The organism is Pedobacter caeni, from assembly GCF_900129215.1.
GTDB classification, from domain to species: Bacteria; Bacteroidota; Bacteroidia; order Sphingobacteriales; family Sphingobacteriaceae; genus Pedobacter; species Pedobacter caeni.
Genome location: NZ_FQUQ01000004.1, coordinates 892,849 through 910,147, shown reverse-complemented (window position 1 = coordinate 910,147; position 17,299 = coordinate 892,849). Strand labels below are relative to the sequence as shown.

The following is a 17,299-nucleotide window of genomic DNA, read 5'->3' as shown; positions in this document are numbered from 1 at the left end:
CACCATAATCCAGCAGCAGGTTGAAAGGCCTGCTGCTTTTTTTATATTTTCAAACACACACAAATAGAAATTAATGAGGTTAATTTTAACGGTAACACTGGCACTGCTGAGTTCAGTTGCAGGCGCACAGTACAAAGGCAAGGTCTTTGTCGACAACAATAGAAATAAAACCGCTGAGGCACAGGAAAAGGGAATGCCGGGTGTAGCGGTTTCTGATGGGCAGCATGTAGTCCGAACAGATCAGGACGGAAATTTTAACCTGCCGGGACATGCAAAAACAAGGTTTATATTTGTGACTGTCCCTGCCGGATACAAACTGGCCGACAAACATTATATCAGGACAGAAGAAAAGCTGAAGGCGTACAACTTCGGCCTTCTGCCTGATCCTGCAAGTGCAGGCACTTCTGTGAAAATGTTGCAGATCACGGATACCGAAACCGATAAATACAACGACTGGATCAGCAACCTCAGGAACTTCTCCAAAAAACAAGACATCAGCTTCATCGTGCATACCGGAGATATCTGTTATGAAAAAGGACTTAATTTTCATGCCAGTCAGGTGACGGCAGAAACCCTGGGCAAGCAGGTGTTTTATTGTATCGGAAACCACGACCTGGTAAAAGGGGCCTATGGGGAGGAATTATTTGAGAACCTGTTTGGTCCGGTGTATTATTCATTTGATGCTGGTCCTGCACATTTTATTGTGACGCCAATGCGTTCCGGAGATTTTCAGCCTTCGTATACCGTAGATGAGGTGATCCGCTGGATGAAGAATGACCTGGCAGCAACAGATAGAAACAAGCCGGTCATCATATTTAACCATGACCTCCTGACCTATAGTGATCAGTTTGTACTTAAAGGAGAGAAAGATTCGATCAATCTGAACGAGAACAATTTGAAGGCATGGGTATATGGCCATTGGCACAATAACTTTGTCAGAAAGAGTGACAAGACCGGTATACAGTACATTTCTTCTGCCTCACCGGGTATGGGTGGAATAGACAATTCTGCAGGTCAGTTCCTATCGATAGAAATTGATAAGCATGGGGTGAAAGAGATCAAACCACATTATACCTATCTGCACAAACATCTGGTGGTAAACACTCCTTCAGGAAGAGATATGGTCGTGATAAAAGATGGCGCATTACAGATCAATGCCAATATCTACGACAGTGAGACTACGGTGAAATCTGCAAAGAGTATCATCTATGATGAAAAAGGAAATCAGGTGGCCGCAGCTTCTCTAGCTGCAAATACAGACTGGAACTGGTCGGGACAGGTTCCGGTAACGAAACTTTCCAAAGGAAAGTCACTGACCATCCAGACAGAAGTAACCTTCAATGACGGGCAGCAGCACATCCAAAAACAAGAGTTTGTTCTGCCTTTAAACCCTGCTCCCCTGAAATCAAAAGAAAGTAATTCTACTCATCTATCCTTAAACTGGACAAATAATGTAAAAGGGAGTGTCTGGAAAGCCAACCCTTTGGTTGCAGATGGCAAAGTGTTTACCGCAACGATAGACGATGCGAATAACCTGTTGTGCGGAGTAACGGCCCTGGATGCAAAAACAGGAAAAATTGCCTGGCATTATAAAACCAGAAACTCTGTGAAACATGCCATTTCTTATGATGGGGGAACGATCCTGTGTACAGATATGGAAGGATTTACTTATGCACTGAAAGCAAGCACCGGAACATTGATCTGGAAAAAAGACCTGGGAATGAAATCCCTTCCAGGATATGTTTCAGGTGGTATTGCAGAAAAAGGAATCTATTATACTGGTTCAGGAGCTTATTTTCAGGCCCTGGAGGTCGCAACAGGCAAGACCCTATGGATAAATAAAGAATGGAAGGGTGGAGAAGGAACTCCGGAAAAGATGACGATTGCCGGAGAGGTGATCATTACCGGAAGCAACTGGCAAAGTCTGTTCGGACATGACCGCAAAACAGGAAAGCTATTGTGGGAGAGGAAGGATGACGGACTCCGATTCAGAAGCAGTACAGGAGTGTATCAAAATGGAAAGCTTTACATCACCGGATTAAATACGCTATTGATTATAGATCCATTGACCGGAAAAAATATCGATAAGGTTGAAGCAGCTTATGAATTCAAAGTTATGGCGACTCCCTTAATTACAGATAAATATGTGGTGATGCCTACTGCAAAAAATGGGGTAGTGGCTTACGACCTTAAAACGTTAAAAGAGGTATGGAACAGGCCAACAGGTAATGCATTGGTTTATTCTGCACCTTATACCGGGCCGGAGTCAGGAACGGTGGAAAGCACTGTTGTGAAACACGGAAATCAATTGTTGTTTGGTGCTTCTGATGGTTATTTCTACATGGTTAACGAAGATTCAGGTATGGTCTTACAAAAGCTGAACCTCGGTGCTCCGGTTTTTGCAGATCCTGTAGTGGTTGGCAATGAGGTTTTTGTGGCTGACTTTGCCGGAAATGTGTACACTGTAAAAATTAATTAACTTATTGTTAAGATGCACTACCACTGAATAGTCTGTAATGAATAGATTAGACATATGGGTATGCATCGAATCAGAAAAATACTGGAACAGAAGGAGGGACTCCGGCTTGAATTTAAACTGGCATCAACGGAGTTCCTTCCTGATAATTTATTTGAAAGTATTTGTGCAATGCTTAACCGGGAAGGGGGAGATATCTTTCTTGGGGTTAAGGATGATGGAACATTAAGCGGAATCAGACCTGAATACATCGACCGCATTACTTCAGATCTTGTTAACTTGTCGAATAATCCAAGTAAGCTGGACCCTCCTTTTATTTTGCATCCCAAAGTCTACGAGTTTGAAGGGAAGTCAATTCTTCATATTGCTGTCCCTCAAAGTTCGGAAGTTCATAAATGTGGGAAAAACATTTACGACAGAGGACATCAGGGGGATTATAAGGTCACACAACTCTCGCATATTGCGCTTCTTTATAATCGGAAACGTAATTATTATTCTGAGGCAATTATCTACCCTGCATTGACACTGTCAGATTTTAAACCCGAGTTATTTACCATAGCCAGAAATCTATCCGGAATAATAATGCCAACCATCCATGGTTGGGTTTCGGTGATGAACAATTATTGAAAATTGCAGGATTGTACGGCAGAGATCCGATTTCGAATCTTGAAGGATATAATCTTGCGGCAGTTCTGCTATTTGGTAAGGACGAAACGATCGTTAATGTCCTATCTCATTTTAAGATCGATGCAATGGTTCGTAAGAATGATTTATTTCGTTATGACGACAGGTTTTATATCCAAACCAATTTGATTGAAGCATACGATCAGCTGAATTCATTTGTTGAAAAACATTTGCCGGATAAATTCTATTTGCAGGAGGACCAGAGAATCAGTCTGAGGTCCCATATTTTTAGAGAGGTGATTGCCAATCTGATTGTTCATCGTGAATACATTGATGCTCATCCAAGTACTTTTATTATCTATAAAGATTATGTAGAGATTATTAATGCTAATAATCCACATGGTAATGGGTTGTTGTTGCCTGATCACTTTGTCCCTTTCCCTAAGAACCCTTTAATCGCTAAGTTTTTTATTCAATTAGGAAGGGTTGACGAATTGGGCTCAGGGATATTGAACGTTTACCGATATCTAAAAGATTATAGTCCGGGAAGAGCACCTCAATTTATAGAAGATAAATTGTTTAAGACCATTATTCCAATTGGTGAAATACTTCATGTAAAAAACGAAGTAACAATCGATATCACCGATGATGCTATAAACAGAGATGATGCTATAAATGATGCCATAAATGAGGCTATAAACGGAGATGAGGCTACAAATGATGCTATAAACGGAGATGATGCTATAAATGAGGCTATAAATGATGCTATAAATGAGGCTATAAACATTCAGGTCCGGGTTAGGTTGGCAGATGAAATCAGATTTATTTATGAAAAGAATGGGTTAACCTTAAAGAGTCTTATCACAGCTTTTGATATTAAAAGGGCAACCGGGCAAAGGGATATGAAGATACTTAAAGAAACAGGATATCTTAGTTTTGTTGGTTCAAATAAAAGCGGAAAATATATGCTGACGAAAAAGGGAGAGGCTTTGTTTGGTAAGTTTTCAGATGAACTATTACCTGATCAATGATAAGGTCATTTTTAGATTAAGTAAATAGACTTATAGGTTAATCATTACATTTGGCGCATCAATTATAAAACAATGAAGAAACTTATCTTAGTATGTCAGTTGGTATCGGTTGCTTTTTATGGAATCGCCCAAACTAAAACGCTGACAATGCAGGATGCAATGAGCAATGCCCGCACCACTCTTGCCCCTGAAAACCTGTCGCAGGTCCAGTTTATTTATGGAACTGAAGATTATGTATATGCAAAGCGCCTGGCCAGCGGACCGGTATGGATAACCGGCAATTTCAAATCTAAAGAAGAACAGCCTTTTCTTACCCTTAGCCAGTTGAATCAACAATTAAAATCTGCTCAAAAGGATACCTTGGCAACAATGCCTTTTATCCAGTTCAATCAGGGAGCAGATTGGATCCTATACCTGAATGGTTCTAAAGTAGCCTTTAATCCATCAAAAAAAAGCTATAAAACCGTAGTTAACGCAGACATTGCAGGCAAAACAAATGCGGAAGAAAGTGAAGCCGGTTACATCGCTTACCTGGACAACTTCAACCTGTTTGTGTCTGATGGAACAGCGGCAAAACAAGTGACAACCGATGGGACTAAGGATATCGTTTATGCTTCTTCTGTTCACAGGGATGAATTTGGAATCTCTAAAGGAACATTCTGGAGCAATAATGGCAAACAGCTTGCCTTCTACAGAATGGATCAGCAAATGGTTTCCGATTATCCGATCATCGACTGGACTTCCCGCCCGGCAAAAAACGTAAATATCAAATACCCAATGGCAGGAGATAAGAGCCATGAGGTAACTGTTGGTGTTTACAATGCAGAGACAAAAGCTTTGGTATATCTGAAAACCGGTCAGCCTGCAGAGCAATACCTGACTAACATTGCATGGAGTCCTGACGATAAATATGTATTTATTGCGGTCTTAAACCGTGGTCAGAACCACATGAAGCTCAATCAATATGATGCGACAACAGGTGATTTTATAAAAACAATTTTTGAAGAAAAAGATGAAAAGTATGTGGAACCGTTGGTGCCAATGTTATTCCTTAAAAATGATCCTTCTAAATTTATCTGGCAAAGCAACCGTGATGGCTGGAACCATTTATACCTGTATGACCTTAAAGGTAAAGTTTTAAAACAACTGACTAAAGGCAAATGGGAAGTGATCGAAGTGAAAGGGTTTAACCCTAAAGGTGATCAGTTGTTCTATGTGTCTACTGAAGAATCACCAATTACCAGAAATCTATATGTATTGGACGTCAAATCAGGAAAATCGAAAAGGATTACCCTGGGATTTGCCGTTCATAACGCACAGGTAAGCAGTTCAGGAAATACGGTGATCGACAGCTATAGCAGCCCCGATCAGCCAAGGGTAATTCAACTCCTTGAAACGGCTTCAGCCAGGACCAAAGTATTACTTACCGCAGCTAATCCACTTGCTGCTTATGCCGGGGAGAAATCTTCGATCTTTACGATTAAGAGCAATACTGGTGATGACATCTATTGCAGTTTATATAAGCCAACAAACTTTGACAATGCTAAAAAATATCCGGTAATTGTTTACTGGTATGGTGGCTCTCATGCACAGCTAATTACCAATAGCTGGAATGCAGGTGCTGGCGATTACTGGTTCAGGTATATGGCACAGCAAGGATATGTTGTGCTTACGATCGATACCCGTGGCAGTGACAACAGAGGTAAAGCTTTCGAACAATCTATGTTTAGAAAAGTTGGCGATGTTCAAATGGAAGACATGGTGAAAGCCGTTGACCACTTAAAAGGGTTACCTTATGTTGATAGCAGCAATATGGGCTTATTTGGCTGGAGTTTTGGTGGTTTTAACACCGTTGATTTTATGGTAAACCATCCGGGAGTTTTTAAAGCTGCAGTTGCAGGTGGTGCAGTGATCAACTGGAAATTCTACGAAGTGATGTATACAGAACGTTATATGGATACTCCTCAGGAGAACCCGGAAGGCTTTGCGGCTACAAACTTATCTGATAAAGCAGGTAACCTCAAAGGTAAGTTGTTATTGATCCATGGGATACAGGATCCGGTGGTTTTGCAACAGAATACGGTTGATTTTGTAAAGCATGCTGTGGATAAAAATGTTCAGGTAGATTATATGATTTATCCGGGACATGAGCACAATGTGACCGGTAAAGACCGTGCACATCTTTATCAGAAGGTAACGGATTATTTTATGTTGCACTTGAAGTAAGTTGCGTTGCTTAATTTAAAAGTAGTGCTGCTTTATTTGGTTTGAAGCAGTTCGGCTTTATTTGATTTAAAGTAATCCTGCTTAAAAAAAAGCTTGTGTACTTTTCGGTCTCAAAATCTTTTGAAGGAAAGATTTTACAGGTCCTCAAAGCACACAGGCTTTTTTTATGTAAAATTAAGTTCCTTCAGCAGGATTCAATAGCATGATGCTGACCTTTCAATTCACTAATCTACCTTTCTACTTATCTATCTATCTATCTATCTATCTATCTATCCTTTCGGCTAGACATTACAAGTTCTTTAACGCCAGCAGGGATATGTTCATCTTGCCATGCTCTTTCTTTCTCGATTGATCCTTTTGAAGCCTTTACTGCTTTCAAGGCATATTCTGCTGTCCTTAGGGAGTGATCTGCCATATGAGCTGTGGCAACTGCATGACCAACGGCACGTGCAATGGCAATTGAAACCGGGTTGGAAAGCTCATTTGCAACCGCTATTGCTTGTAAAGATGAATTCCTTGCCTCAGCGACCGATGATTGCCCATTTTCCCAGGCTTTAGCTATACTTAGTACATCATTTAGCTGCTCATCAATGTCTCCGACAAAGAGTGGCAATATGTGGACTGCGCAATCATGGGCCCAGTTGATCAATTGTTGGTGTTGTTCCTTTGTTAAGGAGCCACCGCGATGAATGGCTACAAATCGTTTATCCCTCATTGTTTTCTCTTTAAACCTGATCAATGAAGATATAAAATCAGTCTGTATTTTTGGTGTTTATTGCAGCTGAACTTTATTGGTTTAGCTGTCCAAACTGACGGTAATATTGATCTATATGGTCTTTGAGTTTATTTAAGTCGGTGGACAGTTCACCGGCTGAGACTGCCATTCCATTGGTTCTGATCATATTTTGTACCTGTGCTGGAAGGTTTTGGATGTAATCATCAGGTCTTTGAAGCTTCAAAAAAATAAAGGAGGCACCATATGCTTTACCTAAAGATACGGATTGAATAGCGGACCACTTTACCAGGCCAATTTCGCGGGCGGCTGATGTTCCTTTAAAAAGGATCCCTTCTGAATTTAGTATCAGCCCTGCATGCTCTTTTTTCAGCATGTCTTTTACCGCGATCACCGAAAAGTAAATTCCCATTCCGCCAAGCATGAGCATCATTGCTGCAGGGAAAAGCCTGATTTTTGTAGCTATTGCGATCATGTAGTAAGCGCTAAAGAGGCAGACAAGAGTGATTATGACCCCCAAAAAAAGGTGTATCAGGCGTTTTTTGTTGTTGAATTCTATAATGGTTTCGTTCATTTGGATAGGCGTTTTTTTGTTTGAAATTGCTTATTTGATGCCTCTTAACTGATTGATCTTTCCTGTGATATTGGCATTGTAAAGGATGAAATCCCGATAGGTTGATGTTTTGGAAAGAACGGGAATAATTGTACTTAGTTCCTCGATTAAGGCTCCATATTGCTGCTCTGTTTTTTCAATGGCTGTTGCATCATTCGATTTTTTTGCGGTCTGCATGGTTATCAGCAGGTTTTCCATTTTATCCAAATACGCGTTCGCTTCAGGGCTATCGAGTTCGGGCCGCTCAGCACCCTGAACAGCTGCTTCTGTTTTTTTTGCTATAGTGCCCGGCGTTTCAGGTTTGTCTCTGTTGTTAAGCCATATCAGTCCATAATTTGCGATGATAAAAAATGCCAGTATTCCGATCATCAAGCCTGCCTTTCCCTGCTGCACTTTCAGAAAACGCTTAGCTGCCCAGTACATTAATCCAGCCCCCAGAAGGACCATGCCTATTGCTAAACCGATATTTCCAAAGACATCATATATGGGTGATAAAATTCTTGGGACATGATAAGACGATTGTGCCTCAAAGTAAGTGGTTCCCATAGCAAAAATGGCCGCTCCAATATACCCGATGGCAAATGATTTTATTTTCTCCAATACACTTTGTGTTTTATTCTGTTCTGTCATCTTTACTATGTTTTAAGAATGCTATAGCCGTATTTCTTTGTTAAAATTTAATCCTTCTTTTTATTCATTGTTCTGCTTGTTCATCATTTGATTAAACGGAACACTACTTTCAGTGTATTAATTTAGGCTTATTATCTTTAGCATAAAAAGGTCAATCAAAATTTGTAAGTTCCCGGCTGATATCTGTAGTGTTTTACCCTTTATTTGATTACTGATTTCAGTCTGTTTGTCGCCCACGCCGATCACCCTGTGTCTGTCCACCATACCAATACACCCAGCCTATCCACCTGCCCGTCCACCATGTCAATGCACCCTGCCGATCCACCTGTCTGTCCACCATGCCTTGCCGCCCAGTAAAAAATTGGGTACTATGAGCTGGCCTTCCAAATATTTTGCCCTTCAGCAAAAGATTTGAGCCAGCGAATAGTATCCCTATTTTTTTTCTTATTTTTGCAGCTCAACTGATACTTTTCTTTTTAAAATGAGCATTTCTACAAAATACGACCCGGCGGCAACCGAAGATAAATGGTACAGCTACTGGATGTCCAAGAACTTTTTCCATTCTGAGCCTGATGAGCGTGAGCCTTATACCATTGTAATTCCACCACCCAATGTGACGGGTGTTTTACATATGGGACACATGTTGAACAATACGATTCAGGATGTATTGGTCCGCAGGGCGAGGATGCAGGGAAAGAATGCATGTTGGGTACCTGGTACTGACCATGCTTCTATTGCTACAGAGGCAAAGGTGGTTGCGATGTTAAAGGAGAGGGGGATTGAGAAGAAAGACCTGAGCAGGGAAGAGTTCCTGAAGTATGCATGGGAGTGGAAGGAAAAATACGGAGGTATCATCCTGGAGCAATTGAAAAAGCTGGGTGCTTCCTGTGATTGGGAGCGGACTCGTTTTACGATGGACGAAGGGATGTCTGAGGCGGTGATTGATTGTTTCATTCATTTACACAAGCAAGGAAGAATTTACCGTGGTATACGGATGGTGAACTGGGATCCTGCGGGTAAGACTGCCGTTTCTGATGAGGAAGTAATCCGTAAAGAGGTAAATCAGAAATTATATTATATTAAATACACTGTTGCCGGTACAAATGATCAGGAGTTTCTGACGATAGCTACGACGCGTCCGGAGACGATCATGGCGGATGCTGCCATATGCATCAATCCGAATGATGAGCGTTATACTCACTTGAAGGGGAAAAAGGTATTTGTTCCTTTGATCAACAGGGAGATTCCTGTAATTGAGGATGAATATGTAACGATGGATTTCGGAACGGGATGTTTGAAAGTTACGCCTGCACATGATTTGAATGACTACGAACTGGGGGTTAAACATAAACTTCCGGTAATTGACATTTTAAATGACGATGGTACTTTAAACGAACTTGCTGTAATCCTTGTCGGTGAAGACCGTTTTATTGCGAGAAAGAAGATCGCAGTTCTATTGGATGAGGCCGGACATTTGGAAAAGGTTGAAGATTATAAATCTCAGATTGGTTATTCGGAGCGTACAGATGTGGCAATTGAGCCAAAGTTGTCTTTACAATGGTTCTGTAAGATGGATGAAATGGCTAAGCCAGCTTTGGAAGATGTATTAAACGGTGACATAAAGTTGATTCCTGAGAAATTTGGTAATACTTACCGTCATTGGATGGAAAATGTCCGCGACTGGAATATCAGCCGGCAGTTATGGTGGGGACACCAGATTCCGGTATGGTATGACGACCAGGGAAATTGGGTAGTTGCAAAAACGAAAGAGGAAGCTTTAAATGAATTTTTAAAGCTTAAAGATATTGACGGGGCATTTACTGAGACTGAAGCGATTGGCTTTAAACACCAGTTGGCGCCATTTGTAAAACAGGATCCGGATGTAATGGATACCTGGTTCTCTGCCTGGTTGTGGCCGATCTCGGTATTTGATGGGATCAGAAATCCTGACAATGCAGAGATCAATTATTATTATCCTACCAACGATCTGGTTACTGCTCCGGAGATTTTATTCTTCTGGGTAGCGAGAATGATCATGGCGGGACATGAGTTCCGTGGAAAGAAACCATTTAACAATGTATACCTGACTGGTATTGTAAGAGATAAACAAGGACGTAAGATGTCTAAATCTCTGGGCAATTCACCTGATCCGATCGGCCTGATTGAAAAGTATGGTGCTGATGGGGTTAGGGTAGGGATGTTGTTGTGTTCTCCTGCCGGAAATGACCTGATGTTTGACGAGAGCTATTGCGAGCAGGGAAGGAATTTCGCCAATAAGATCTGGAATGCCTTCCGTCTGGTTAAAGGATGGGAAGTAGACGAAAATCTGGCGAACCCTAATCAGCAGGCCATTTTATGGTTTGAGAACCGCTTTAATGAAGCGCTTGCAGAGATCGAAGATAACTTCAACCAATACCGTTTATCTGAGGCATTGATGGCTTCTTACAAACTGGTATGGGATGATTTCTGCGCATGGTACCTGGAGATGGTGAAACCTGCTTATCAGCATCCGATTGATGCGGAAACGTTGAAAGTAACCATTGGTTTCTTTGAGAAGATTTTGACCTTGTTACATCCATATATGCCATTCCTGACAGAAGAGTTATGGCATGATGAGTTGTTCGGTGAAAAAGGAGAGATGGATTGCTGTATTGTTGCTGCTTATCCTGTTGTAGGAACCGCTGATGCCCCCTTGCTGAAAGAAGTAGAGGTGGTTAAAGGCCTTGTTGCAGAGATCAGGAACGTTCGTAACACCAAACAGATTTCTCCTAAAGAGGCATTGCCTTTGAACATTAAGGTGAACTCCGGACTGGATTATGAGAAATGGATGAACATCATTTTCAAACTGGCAAATATCAGTGAGGTTGAATTTGTGAATGATAAGATTGCCGGAGCTGCCAGCTTTATGGTAGGTAACGATGAGTTCTTCATTCAGTTAAATGAGACGATTGATGTAGAAGCAGAGAAAGAACGCTTAAACGCAGAATTAGCGTACCTGCAAGGGTTCCTTAAGTCTGTTGATGCAAAGTTAAGCAATGAACGTTTTGTTCAGAATGCGAAGCCGGAGATCATTCAGAACGAACGCAATAAAAAAGCGGATGCTGAATCTAAGATTGGCATTATTGTAGGACAGATCGAATCCCTGGCTTAACTGCGCAGGATTCTTTTTAACATAGTATCAAATGAAAAAGACAACCCGAGGGTTGTCTTTTTCTATATTATTCTTTTTTGTTTCTTTCTATTCTTCTGCTTTCTGTTCTTATTTTATTTCTGCTCTTCTTCGTTTTCCTGTTCCTTTTCTACCATTTCCTTAATTTTAAGGAGCCTGTCGTAGAAACATTCGTAAGGTCTGATATTGCCATAAATTTTCAATACGGTAAGGTGGGTATCTACACATTGTGCCACATCATTTAATTTTGTTCCCGGATAAAGCTCCAGGGTTTGTGGTAAGTTGATGCCGGAAAAATAATCTTCTAATTCGGGAACTGTCATGGGACAAAGGTAATACTAAAATGAAGCTCCCTGGATAATTTTATTAAAAAGGAACTGGTGATTAAAAAGGAGCTGGTTTTTTAAACGGAGATCAGAGTTCTAAGTATTGTGGTAATTCAGGGCTAAACTGAAATTTCTCTTCAATATGGTCAATCCGGGCATAACAATGTTTTAATCCATTCGTGACTACCAGCCATTTAGCTTTATAAACGGAGTTGTAACGTGAGGCCTGATCGAACACGGCCTGGGTAATGTTTACCGATGGAGCTTTGCATTCAATCACCATGAGGCGTTCTCCGGAGGTGTTAAAAATGACAATATCACTTCTCTTTTGCAGCTGGTTCAGATTCAGTCCGCCTTCAATCTGAATCAGCGTTTTCGGGAACTTTTTTTCAAGAATAAGAAACTGAATGAAATGTTGACGAACCCATTCTTCGGGGGTCAGCACCAGGTGCTTTTTACGGATTTCATCAAAGATAAAATGTCTGTTATCCTTCAGTGTAATCTTAAAAGGATAGGGCGGAAGGTTCAGTGCTGTAGGGGTAAATGCCATTTGTGCAAAAATAACCTTTAATATTTAGTTTTTAGCCGTTACATTTGGATAAATATATGAGTGCTGCCGACATAATCAAAGACATTAAAGCCAGAAAGTTTAAACCTGTTTACCTGTTACATGGTGAAGAGCCCTATTATATAGACCAGATTATTCATTATATGGAAGAGCATATTCTGACTGATATGGAAAAAGGTTTTAATCAAACCGTTCTGTATGGGAAAGATACAGATATGGCGATGGTCATGAATGCGGCAAAGCGCTATCCCATGATGTCGGATTACCAGCTGATTGTGGTAAAGGAAGCACAAGACTTAAAATGGGCAAAGGAAACAGAAGGAAGCAGTAAAGAAGCGGAATTTGTCCAAAGCTATTTTGAGAAACCGCTGCCGAGTACGATTCTGGTTCTGGGGTATAAATATGCCAATTTTGATAAACGTAAAAAGATCTATAAATCGATCGATAAAAACGGGTTGGTATTCCAGTCGGAATTGGTACGTGATTATAAACTTGCTGCCTGGATCGACGATTTCGTTAAAGAGAAGGGATATAAAATCGCTCCGCAAGCCTCAGCGCTGATGGCTGAATACCTGGGGGCTGATCTTTCCAAAATTGCCAATGAGGTAGAAAAGCTATTGCTGAATATTGGTAAAGAAGTAACCATTGACACCGATCTGATCCAGAGGAATATTGGGATCAGTAAAGAATATAACGTCTTTGAATTGCAGAAAGCACTTGCAGTAAAGAACGTATTGAAATGCAATCAGATCATCAACTATTTTGCCGATAATCCTAAAGCCAACCCAATGGTGATGGTAATGGCTAACCTGAATGCTTATTTTTCCAAGATCCTTAAATATCATTATTTACAGAACAAGGGGGATGCAGCAAAGGAACTGGGGGTAAACCCTTACTTTGTAAAGGATTTTGAAACGGCAGCAAGGAGTTACAGTTTGCCTAAAACCTTTGACATCATCAGCCTTTTAAGGGAGTATGACCTGAAAAGCAAAGGGGTAGACAGTACGGGAAATATTACCGATGGAGAGTTGCTAAAAGAATTACTCTTTAAAATGATTCATTAAAAGAGCATCCGGGGGTCCGAATGCCCTATATGCTTTGCTTTTTCTAATGAGAAGAAACGGCTTTCAATCCGATGATAGAGCAAATCAATGTGGTAATGAAAACGATGCGCCAGAAGGTTGCCGGCTCCTGGAATACAAAGATCCCAACCAGAACTGTTCCTACTGCTCCGATACCTGTCCACACTGCATAAGCAGTTCCTATAGGCAAAACCTGAGTGGCTTTAATTAATAAGCCCATACTGATGGTCAGGCAAACAACGAAACCTACTCCCCACATGATCATGGTGTTTCCTGTTGTCTCTTTCATTTTTCCAAGACAAGAGGCGAAAGCTATTTCAAAAAGGCCTCCTAAAATTAAAAATATCCAGCTCATAATAGATGTGTTTTTTCCCTGCAAAGGTCTGCAATTCCATTTAAACGAAGACTAAACAAATGATAAGAAATTACCTGATTTCTGCGCGGATTCTGCTCAAAGAAACCGGAGTGATTCCAAGGTAAGAAGCGAGATAATTCAGCTGCACCCGTTGCAACAATTCAGGATGATCACGCATCAGGTTTTTATAGCGGTCTGTGGCATTGAGTAATAACCTGGAGATCAGCCTTTCTTCTACAAGAATGATTTCTTTCTCCATCAGTTTTCTTCCCCAGTTGGCAATTTCTATATCTGTATCGTATAGCAAGGCCAGGTGTTGATGTTCAAGACGATAAAGCACCGTATCCTCCAGCAGTTCGACACTCTCATATCCGGGAGTCTGATTGATATAACTATTATAAGAAGCTACTGCATTACCCTCCGTCCCAAACCAAAAAGTTACATCACAGTCTTCCGTTCGGTTATAGGCGCGGGCAATGCCCGATTTTATAAAATAAATCGTTGGATCCATCTCATGCTGACGAAAGAGGAGATGAGATTTTGGGTAATGAACTTCCTCAAAAAGACTGCACAACTTCTCGGTTGAAGCATCAGAAATGGCAGCAATATTGGTAATCATCTTTTTGAGGGTTTCCATGGGTTTGGCTAATGTTTTTCAGGCCTGGTATCGCAATCCGCACAAATATAGAGTTTGAAATGTGAGGAATCAATCCCATAACAGATCAATATTTTCCTGCCGTTGAGGCTTTGAATTGCTCCGGACTTAACCCGGTTTGCTTTTTAAAGAACCTGGAGAAATATCCGGGATCTTCAAAATTAAGCTGATAGGCGATTTCCTTGATGGTAAAATCGCTGCTGATCAATCTTCTTTTTGCTTCCAGAATCACACGGTTATGGAGCAGCTGGGTCAGGGTTTTATGCATTTTCTCTACCAGGATCTGGTTGAGCCTTTTGATACTAATACCTAATTTACCGGCATAAAATGAAGCTTTTCTTTGTGTTTCATAATGTGCGTCCATCAGGAGAATAAATTGATATACACGCTTTTGATTGACATCCTGGTCTAAGAAAGCATTCTGATTGATCCTGATCAGGTTCAGCAGAAAAACCTTAAGCAGCGATTTTAATACAAGGTAGGTGCCAAAAGGATGTTGGTACTCCTCTTCCATCAGTGCATGAAGGTGTATGAACCGGGCTACCGTAGCCATATCCAATGGAATGAGCGAATATTGGCCCTGTATATTGAAGAGGTTAAAGACATCAAGGGCATATTCTTTATCGTCCTCATCGAGGTAATCGCGTTTAAACGCAAGCAAGTAACCTTCTTTGTCTTTTATTGCAACCGGGCTCGCCCGGTAAGGAGGAATGAGGTAAACGTATTGACCCTGTTCAGGGGATTCAGGATTGATGTTGTCCTTGTACCTGAACCAGATCATTTCAAAGTATTCCTCCCGGTGAACACTCTGGAGATAACTTTCCGGACAATCCTTCAGGTTATAGATCAAAAACTTTTCGGGATCTATCTGATGGGTAAACTTCATGCGCAAAGATAGTATTTTGATGAGGCTCAGAGAAAAGCCACCTGTAGCATTGTAATGCTACAGGTGGCTTTTATTAGTATTGGGTTAAAGGACATCGGCCATTGAACCAATCTTAACTTTAATCCCTGTTTCACGTTCATAAAGCTCAGGAAGGAAAATACCGAGGTTACTCATCTCTTCATGACAATGTTTGAGTAATCCGGCACCCATTTCATCCGGATAGATCCTGCTGCGGGTTTCAAAATCGTTCTTCAGGTCATTACCCTCGAAATAACCCATCCAGAACCGGCTTCGCATTTCACAACCGTAAGGGGTATCGCGAACGAAATGAAGGAGTTTAGCCACATAACCAGGCTCTCCGTCGAGCGCAAGACGGGCATGAATGGCGGTTACTCCGGCAGCCTCAAATTTATCAGTATCCATAATGACAGAGGGATCCAGGAAGTTGATCCTTAGTTTGTGGATTTCCTTTCCTCCCAGGCGTTCATGTGCAATGTGGGTGCCGCCAATGTATTTCCCTGTACCACGTTCTCCGATCCAGTCGCTGAATACATGGTCTTCTTTATGCCACCACGAATATTGCTCAGAGTTGTGTACATAACCTACCCACCATTCTATCATTTCTTTGGTAATGTTCATCAGGCTGGAACGTGCGGCAATCACCAATAGGCCGTCTTCATAACGTTTGTAACCGGCTTCAAAAGGAAGGTAACCAGGTTTTAGCAGATCATTTGCTTCTTCAATTCTCATGATATTTATTTATTAAGGTTAAAATTATTGTTTACAATGCTGGCGGCAGTTTTTCTTGCCTGGTAAAAGAGGCTCGAAGCTACCAGCGTGCCGATGGTTGCAGCAACTAGAAAGGTAGTTTTCATGTCCAGTGATAAAAGTTCCATGAAAGAGGAAAGAAACTGTCCTCCAAAAATTCCTATCGAATAATATCCCAGGTTTCTCCCCCGGTTATGGATGGTGCTTTCTTCGAGCGTCAGGTGGTTTAATAAGGGAATCGTGAACCCAAAGCCGGTTCCGGTAGCGATTGCAGCGAGGATCAGATAACTGATATGACCGGAAAAGAAGTATAGCAGGTGTGCTGCTGCAAAAAATCCAAAACCTGTAGCCAATGTGTATTTTGAACCGATCTGCCTGATGAGCATCGGGATGATACTTGCTGTGCATACGGCAATGATGGAAATGAATGCCATGAAATAGCCTGTTGAGGAAGTGCTGAACCCAAAAGAATGAGGAAGGTATTGAGGCAGGCCAACCACAACGATGAAGAACAGGATCATGGCCATGACCACATGGCTTACAATTTGGATCATGCTTTTGGGGATCATAGGGGATGGTAACTGCTGTTCGGAATTGGGCATGGCCTTAACTTTAGGAATACTGAGCCGAACAAGGAACAGGCATAAGATGGCAATCAGGTAAATAAAAAAAGGATATTGCCAGTTGAGCTCCGCCAGAATTCCTCCGAGGCTTAGGAACAGTACACCGCCTGATTCAATGGCCATTCCCTGCCAGGCGATCATTTTTATACGGGATTCATTTTCAAAAAAATGAGCGATTAGTCCCGTTCCGGATGTCTGGATTGCGGCGGTTGCAGCTCCTAAAAGAATGCGGTCTGCAATTAAGAGGATGGGATGGCTCAACCATATTCCGATGACGCCAAATAAAGCATATGGTATCAATCCCCAGCACATCAGAGTATATGGTCCTTTTCGGTCCATCAGTTTTCCTGCAATAGGAGCGAACAGTACCACGCCAAGTGCGGGTAAGGTAATTAACCAGCCCGGATTGCGGGTAAAGCCCAGCTGCATGGAAACTTCTGTTAAAGACGGGGCAATTACGGTACCCACCATAATGGTAAGGCTACTGCAAAGTAATAAGGCAAATATTCCTGTGTTTGATAAACTTTTCATTGC

At 41.4% G+C, this 17,299-nt stretch carries 16 protein-coding genes; 6 read left to right on the top strand and 10 right to left on the bottom strand.

The genetic code is table 11. From position 1 onward, the window contains the following. The first annotated feature begins 73 nt into the window (after positions 1–73). The 4 genes from BUC20_RS23325 (at position 74) to BUC20_RS23310 (ending at position 6,357) form a co-directional block, all read left to right on the top strand. Positions 74–2,479 carry an outer membrane protein assembly factor BamB family protein gene (locus BUC20_RS23325; protein ID WP_073233602.1) on the top strand — a complete coding sequence of 802 codons (2,406 nt, stop codon included), beginning with the start codon at positions 74–76 and terminating at the stop codon, positions 2,477–2,479. A 60-nt stretch (positions 2,480–2,539) separates the two neighbouring features. Further along, on the top strand, positions 2,540–3,103 hold the full coding sequence (locus tag BUC20_RS34115; protein ID WP_200800988.1) for an AlbA family DNA-binding domain-containing protein: 564 nt from the start codon (positions 2,540–2,542) through the stop codon (positions 3,101–3,103). Then, positions 3,100–4,131 (top strand): putative DNA binding domain-containing protein, encoded by a 1,032-nt coding sequence (locus tag BUC20_RS34110; RefSeq protein ID WP_200800986.1) that lies wholly within the window; start codon positions 3,100–3,102, stop codon positions 4,129–4,131. The genes BUC20_RS34115 and BUC20_RS34110 overlap by 4 nt, the downstream gene beginning before the upstream one ends. Positions 4,132–4,203: 72 nt before the next feature. Next, entirely contained in the window at positions 4,204–6,357 is a 2,154-nt protein-coding gene (locus BUC20_RS23310) for a S9 family peptidase (protein ID WP_073233596.1), read from the top strand. A gap of 265 nt (positions 6,358–6,622) precedes the next feature. Here the strand turns inward: BUC20_RS23310 and BUC20_RS23305 are convergent, their stop codons facing one another. From BUC20_RS23305 to BUC20_RS23295, 3 genes are all read right to left on the bottom strand, one after another. After that, positions 6,623–7,072, bottom strand: coding sequence for a putative immunity protein (locus tag BUC20_RS23305; RefSeq protein ID WP_073233594.1), 450 nt, complete (start codon positions 7,070–7,072; stop codon positions 6,623–6,625). 73 nt (positions 7,073–7,145) lie between these two features. Continuing rightward, positions 7,146–7,664 (bottom strand): STM3941 family protein, encoded by a 519-nt coding sequence (locus BUC20_RS23300; protein WP_073233592.1) that lies wholly within the window; start codon positions 7,662–7,664, stop codon positions 7,146–7,148. Between the two features lie 30 nt (positions 7,665–7,694). After that, positions 7,695–8,333 carry a hypothetical protein gene (locus tag BUC20_RS23295; protein WP_073233590.1) on the bottom strand — a complete coding sequence of 213 codons (639 nt, stop codon included), beginning with the start codon at positions 8,331–8,333 and terminating at the stop codon, positions 7,695–7,697. Positions 8,334–8,814: 481 nt separating this feature from the next. Here BUC20_RS23295 and BUC20_RS23290 point away from each other — a divergent pair, with 481 nt between their 5' ends. Further along, positions 8,815–11,484, top strand: a complete 2,670-nt coding sequence (locus BUC20_RS23290; protein ID WP_073233588.1) for a valine--tRNA ligase — start codon at positions 8,815–8,817, stop codon at positions 11,482–11,484. A gap of 113 nt (positions 11,485–11,597) precedes the next feature. On the opposite strand, the gene BUC20_RS23285 is transcribed toward BUC20_RS23290, so the two are convergent. Further along, entirely contained in the window at positions 11,598–11,825 is a 228-nt protein-coding gene (locus BUC20_RS23285; RefSeq protein ID WP_073233586.1) for a DUF6965 family protein, read from the bottom strand. A 91-nt stretch (positions 11,826–11,916) separates the two neighbouring features. Continuing rightward, the gene (locus BUC20_RS23280) at positions 11,917–12,378 is read right to left on the bottom strand and encodes a type I restriction enzyme HsdR N-terminal domain-containing protein (RefSeq protein ID WP_073233584.1); all 462 of its coding nucleotides are present in this window, start codon (positions 12,376–12,378) and stop codon (positions 11,917–11,919) included. A gap of 56 nt (positions 12,379–12,434) precedes the next feature. On the opposite strand from BUC20_RS23280, the gene holA reads away from it, so the two are divergent. Further along, a complete protein-coding gene (holA, locus tag BUC20_RS23275; protein ID WP_073233582.1) occupies positions 12,435–13,460 on the top strand; it encodes a DNA polymerase III subunit delta in 1,026 nt (341 codons plus the stop codon). Between the two features lie 43 nt (positions 13,461–13,503). Here the strand turns inward: holA and BUC20_RS23270 are convergent, their stop codons facing one another. From BUC20_RS23270 to BUC20_RS23250, 5 genes are all read right to left on the bottom strand, one after another. Next, on the bottom strand, positions 13,504–13,833 hold the full coding sequence (locus tag BUC20_RS23270; protein ID WP_073233580.1) for a DMT family transporter: 330 nt from the start codon (positions 13,831–13,833) through the stop codon (positions 13,504–13,506). A 70-nt stretch (positions 13,834–13,903) separates the two neighbouring features. Continuing rightward, positions 13,904–14,470, bottom strand: a complete 567-nt coding sequence (locus BUC20_RS23265) for a Crp/Fnr family transcriptional regulator (RefSeq protein ID WP_073233578.1) — start codon at positions 14,468–14,470, stop codon at positions 13,904–13,906. A gap of 85 nt (positions 14,471–14,555) precedes the next feature. Next, positions 14,556–15,374 (bottom strand): helix-turn-helix domain-containing protein, encoded by an 819-nt coding sequence (locus BUC20_RS23260; RefSeq protein ID WP_073233576.1) that lies wholly within the window; start codon positions 15,372–15,374, stop codon positions 14,556–14,558. Positions 15,375–15,458: 84 nt separating this feature from the next. Continuing rightward, positions 15,459–16,124, bottom strand: a complete 666-nt coding sequence (locus tag BUC20_RS23255) for a DAPG hydrolase family protein (protein ID WP_073233574.1) — start codon at positions 16,122–16,124, stop codon at positions 15,459–15,461. A gap of 5 nt (positions 16,125–16,129) precedes the next feature. Further along, positions 16,130–17,296 carry an MFS transporter gene (locus BUC20_RS23250; RefSeq protein ID WP_073233572.1) on the bottom strand — a complete coding sequence of 389 codons (1,167 nt, stop codon included), beginning with the start codon at positions 17,294–17,296 and terminating at the stop codon, positions 16,130–16,132. Positions 17,297–17,299 lie beyond the last annotated feature (3 nt).

What these genes read in the sequence shown, in the direction of transcription:
- BUC20_RS23290 (WP_073233588.1), top strand. Translation starts at nt 8,815, where the DNA reads ATGAGCATTTCTACAAAATACGACCCGGCGGCAACCGAAGATAAATGG.
- BUC20_RS23285 (WP_073233586.1), bottom strand. Translation starts at nt 11,825, where the DNA reads ATGACAGTTCCCGAATTAGAAGATTATTTTTCCGGCATCAACTTACCA.
- BUC20_RS23305 (WP_073233594.1), bottom strand. Translation starts at nt 7,072, where the DNA reads ATGAGGGATAAACGATTTGTAGCCATTCATCGCGGTGGCTCCTTAACA.
- BUC20_RS23250 (WP_073233572.1), bottom strand. Translation starts at nt 17,296, where the DNA reads ATGAAAAGTTTATCAAACACAGGAATATTTGCCTTATTACTTTGCAGT.
- BUC20_RS23260 (WP_073233576.1), bottom strand. Translation starts at nt 15,374, where the DNA reads ATGAAGTTTACCCATCAGATAGATCCCGAAAAGTTTTTGATCTATAAC.
- BUC20_RS23325 (WP_073233602.1), top strand. Translation starts at nt 74, where the DNA reads ATGAGGTTAATTTTAACGGTAACACTGGCACTGCTGAGTTCAGTTGCA.
- BUC20_RS34115 (WP_200800988.1), top strand. Translation starts at nt 2,540, where the DNA reads ATGCATCGAATCAGAAAAATACTGGAACAGAAGGAGGGACTCCGGCTT.
- BUC20_RS23265 (WP_073233578.1), bottom strand. Translation starts at nt 14,470, where the DNA reads ATGGAAACCCTCAAAAAGATGATTACCAATATTGCTGCCATTTCTGAT.
- BUC20_RS23295 (WP_073233590.1), bottom strand. Translation starts at nt 8,333, where the DNA reads ATGACAGAACAGAATAAAACACAAAGTGTATTGGAGAAAATAAAATCA.
- BUC20_RS23300 (WP_073233592.1), bottom strand. Translation starts at nt 7,664, where the DNA reads ATGAACGAAACCATTATAGAATTCAACAACAAAAAACGCCTGATACAC.
- BUC20_RS23280 (WP_073233584.1), bottom strand. Translation starts at nt 12,378, where the DNA reads ATGGCATTTACCCCTACAGCACTGAACCTTCCGCCCTATCCTTTTAAG.
- holA (WP_073233582.1), top strand. Translation starts at nt 12,435, where the DNA reads ATGAGTGCTGCCGACATAATCAAAGACATTAAAGCCAGAAAGTTTAAA.
- BUC20_RS23310 (WP_073233596.1), top strand. Translation starts at nt 4,204, where the DNA reads ATGAAGAAACTTATCTTAGTATGTCAGTTGGTATCGGTTGCTTTTTAT.
- BUC20_RS23255 (WP_073233574.1), bottom strand. Translation starts at nt 16,124, where the DNA reads ATGAGAATTGAAGAAGCAAATGATCTGCTAAAACCTGGTTACCTTCCT.
- BUC20_RS23270 (WP_073233580.1), bottom strand. Translation starts at nt 13,833, where the DNA reads ATGAGCTGGATATTTTTAATTTTAGGAGGCCTTTTTGAAATAGCTTTC.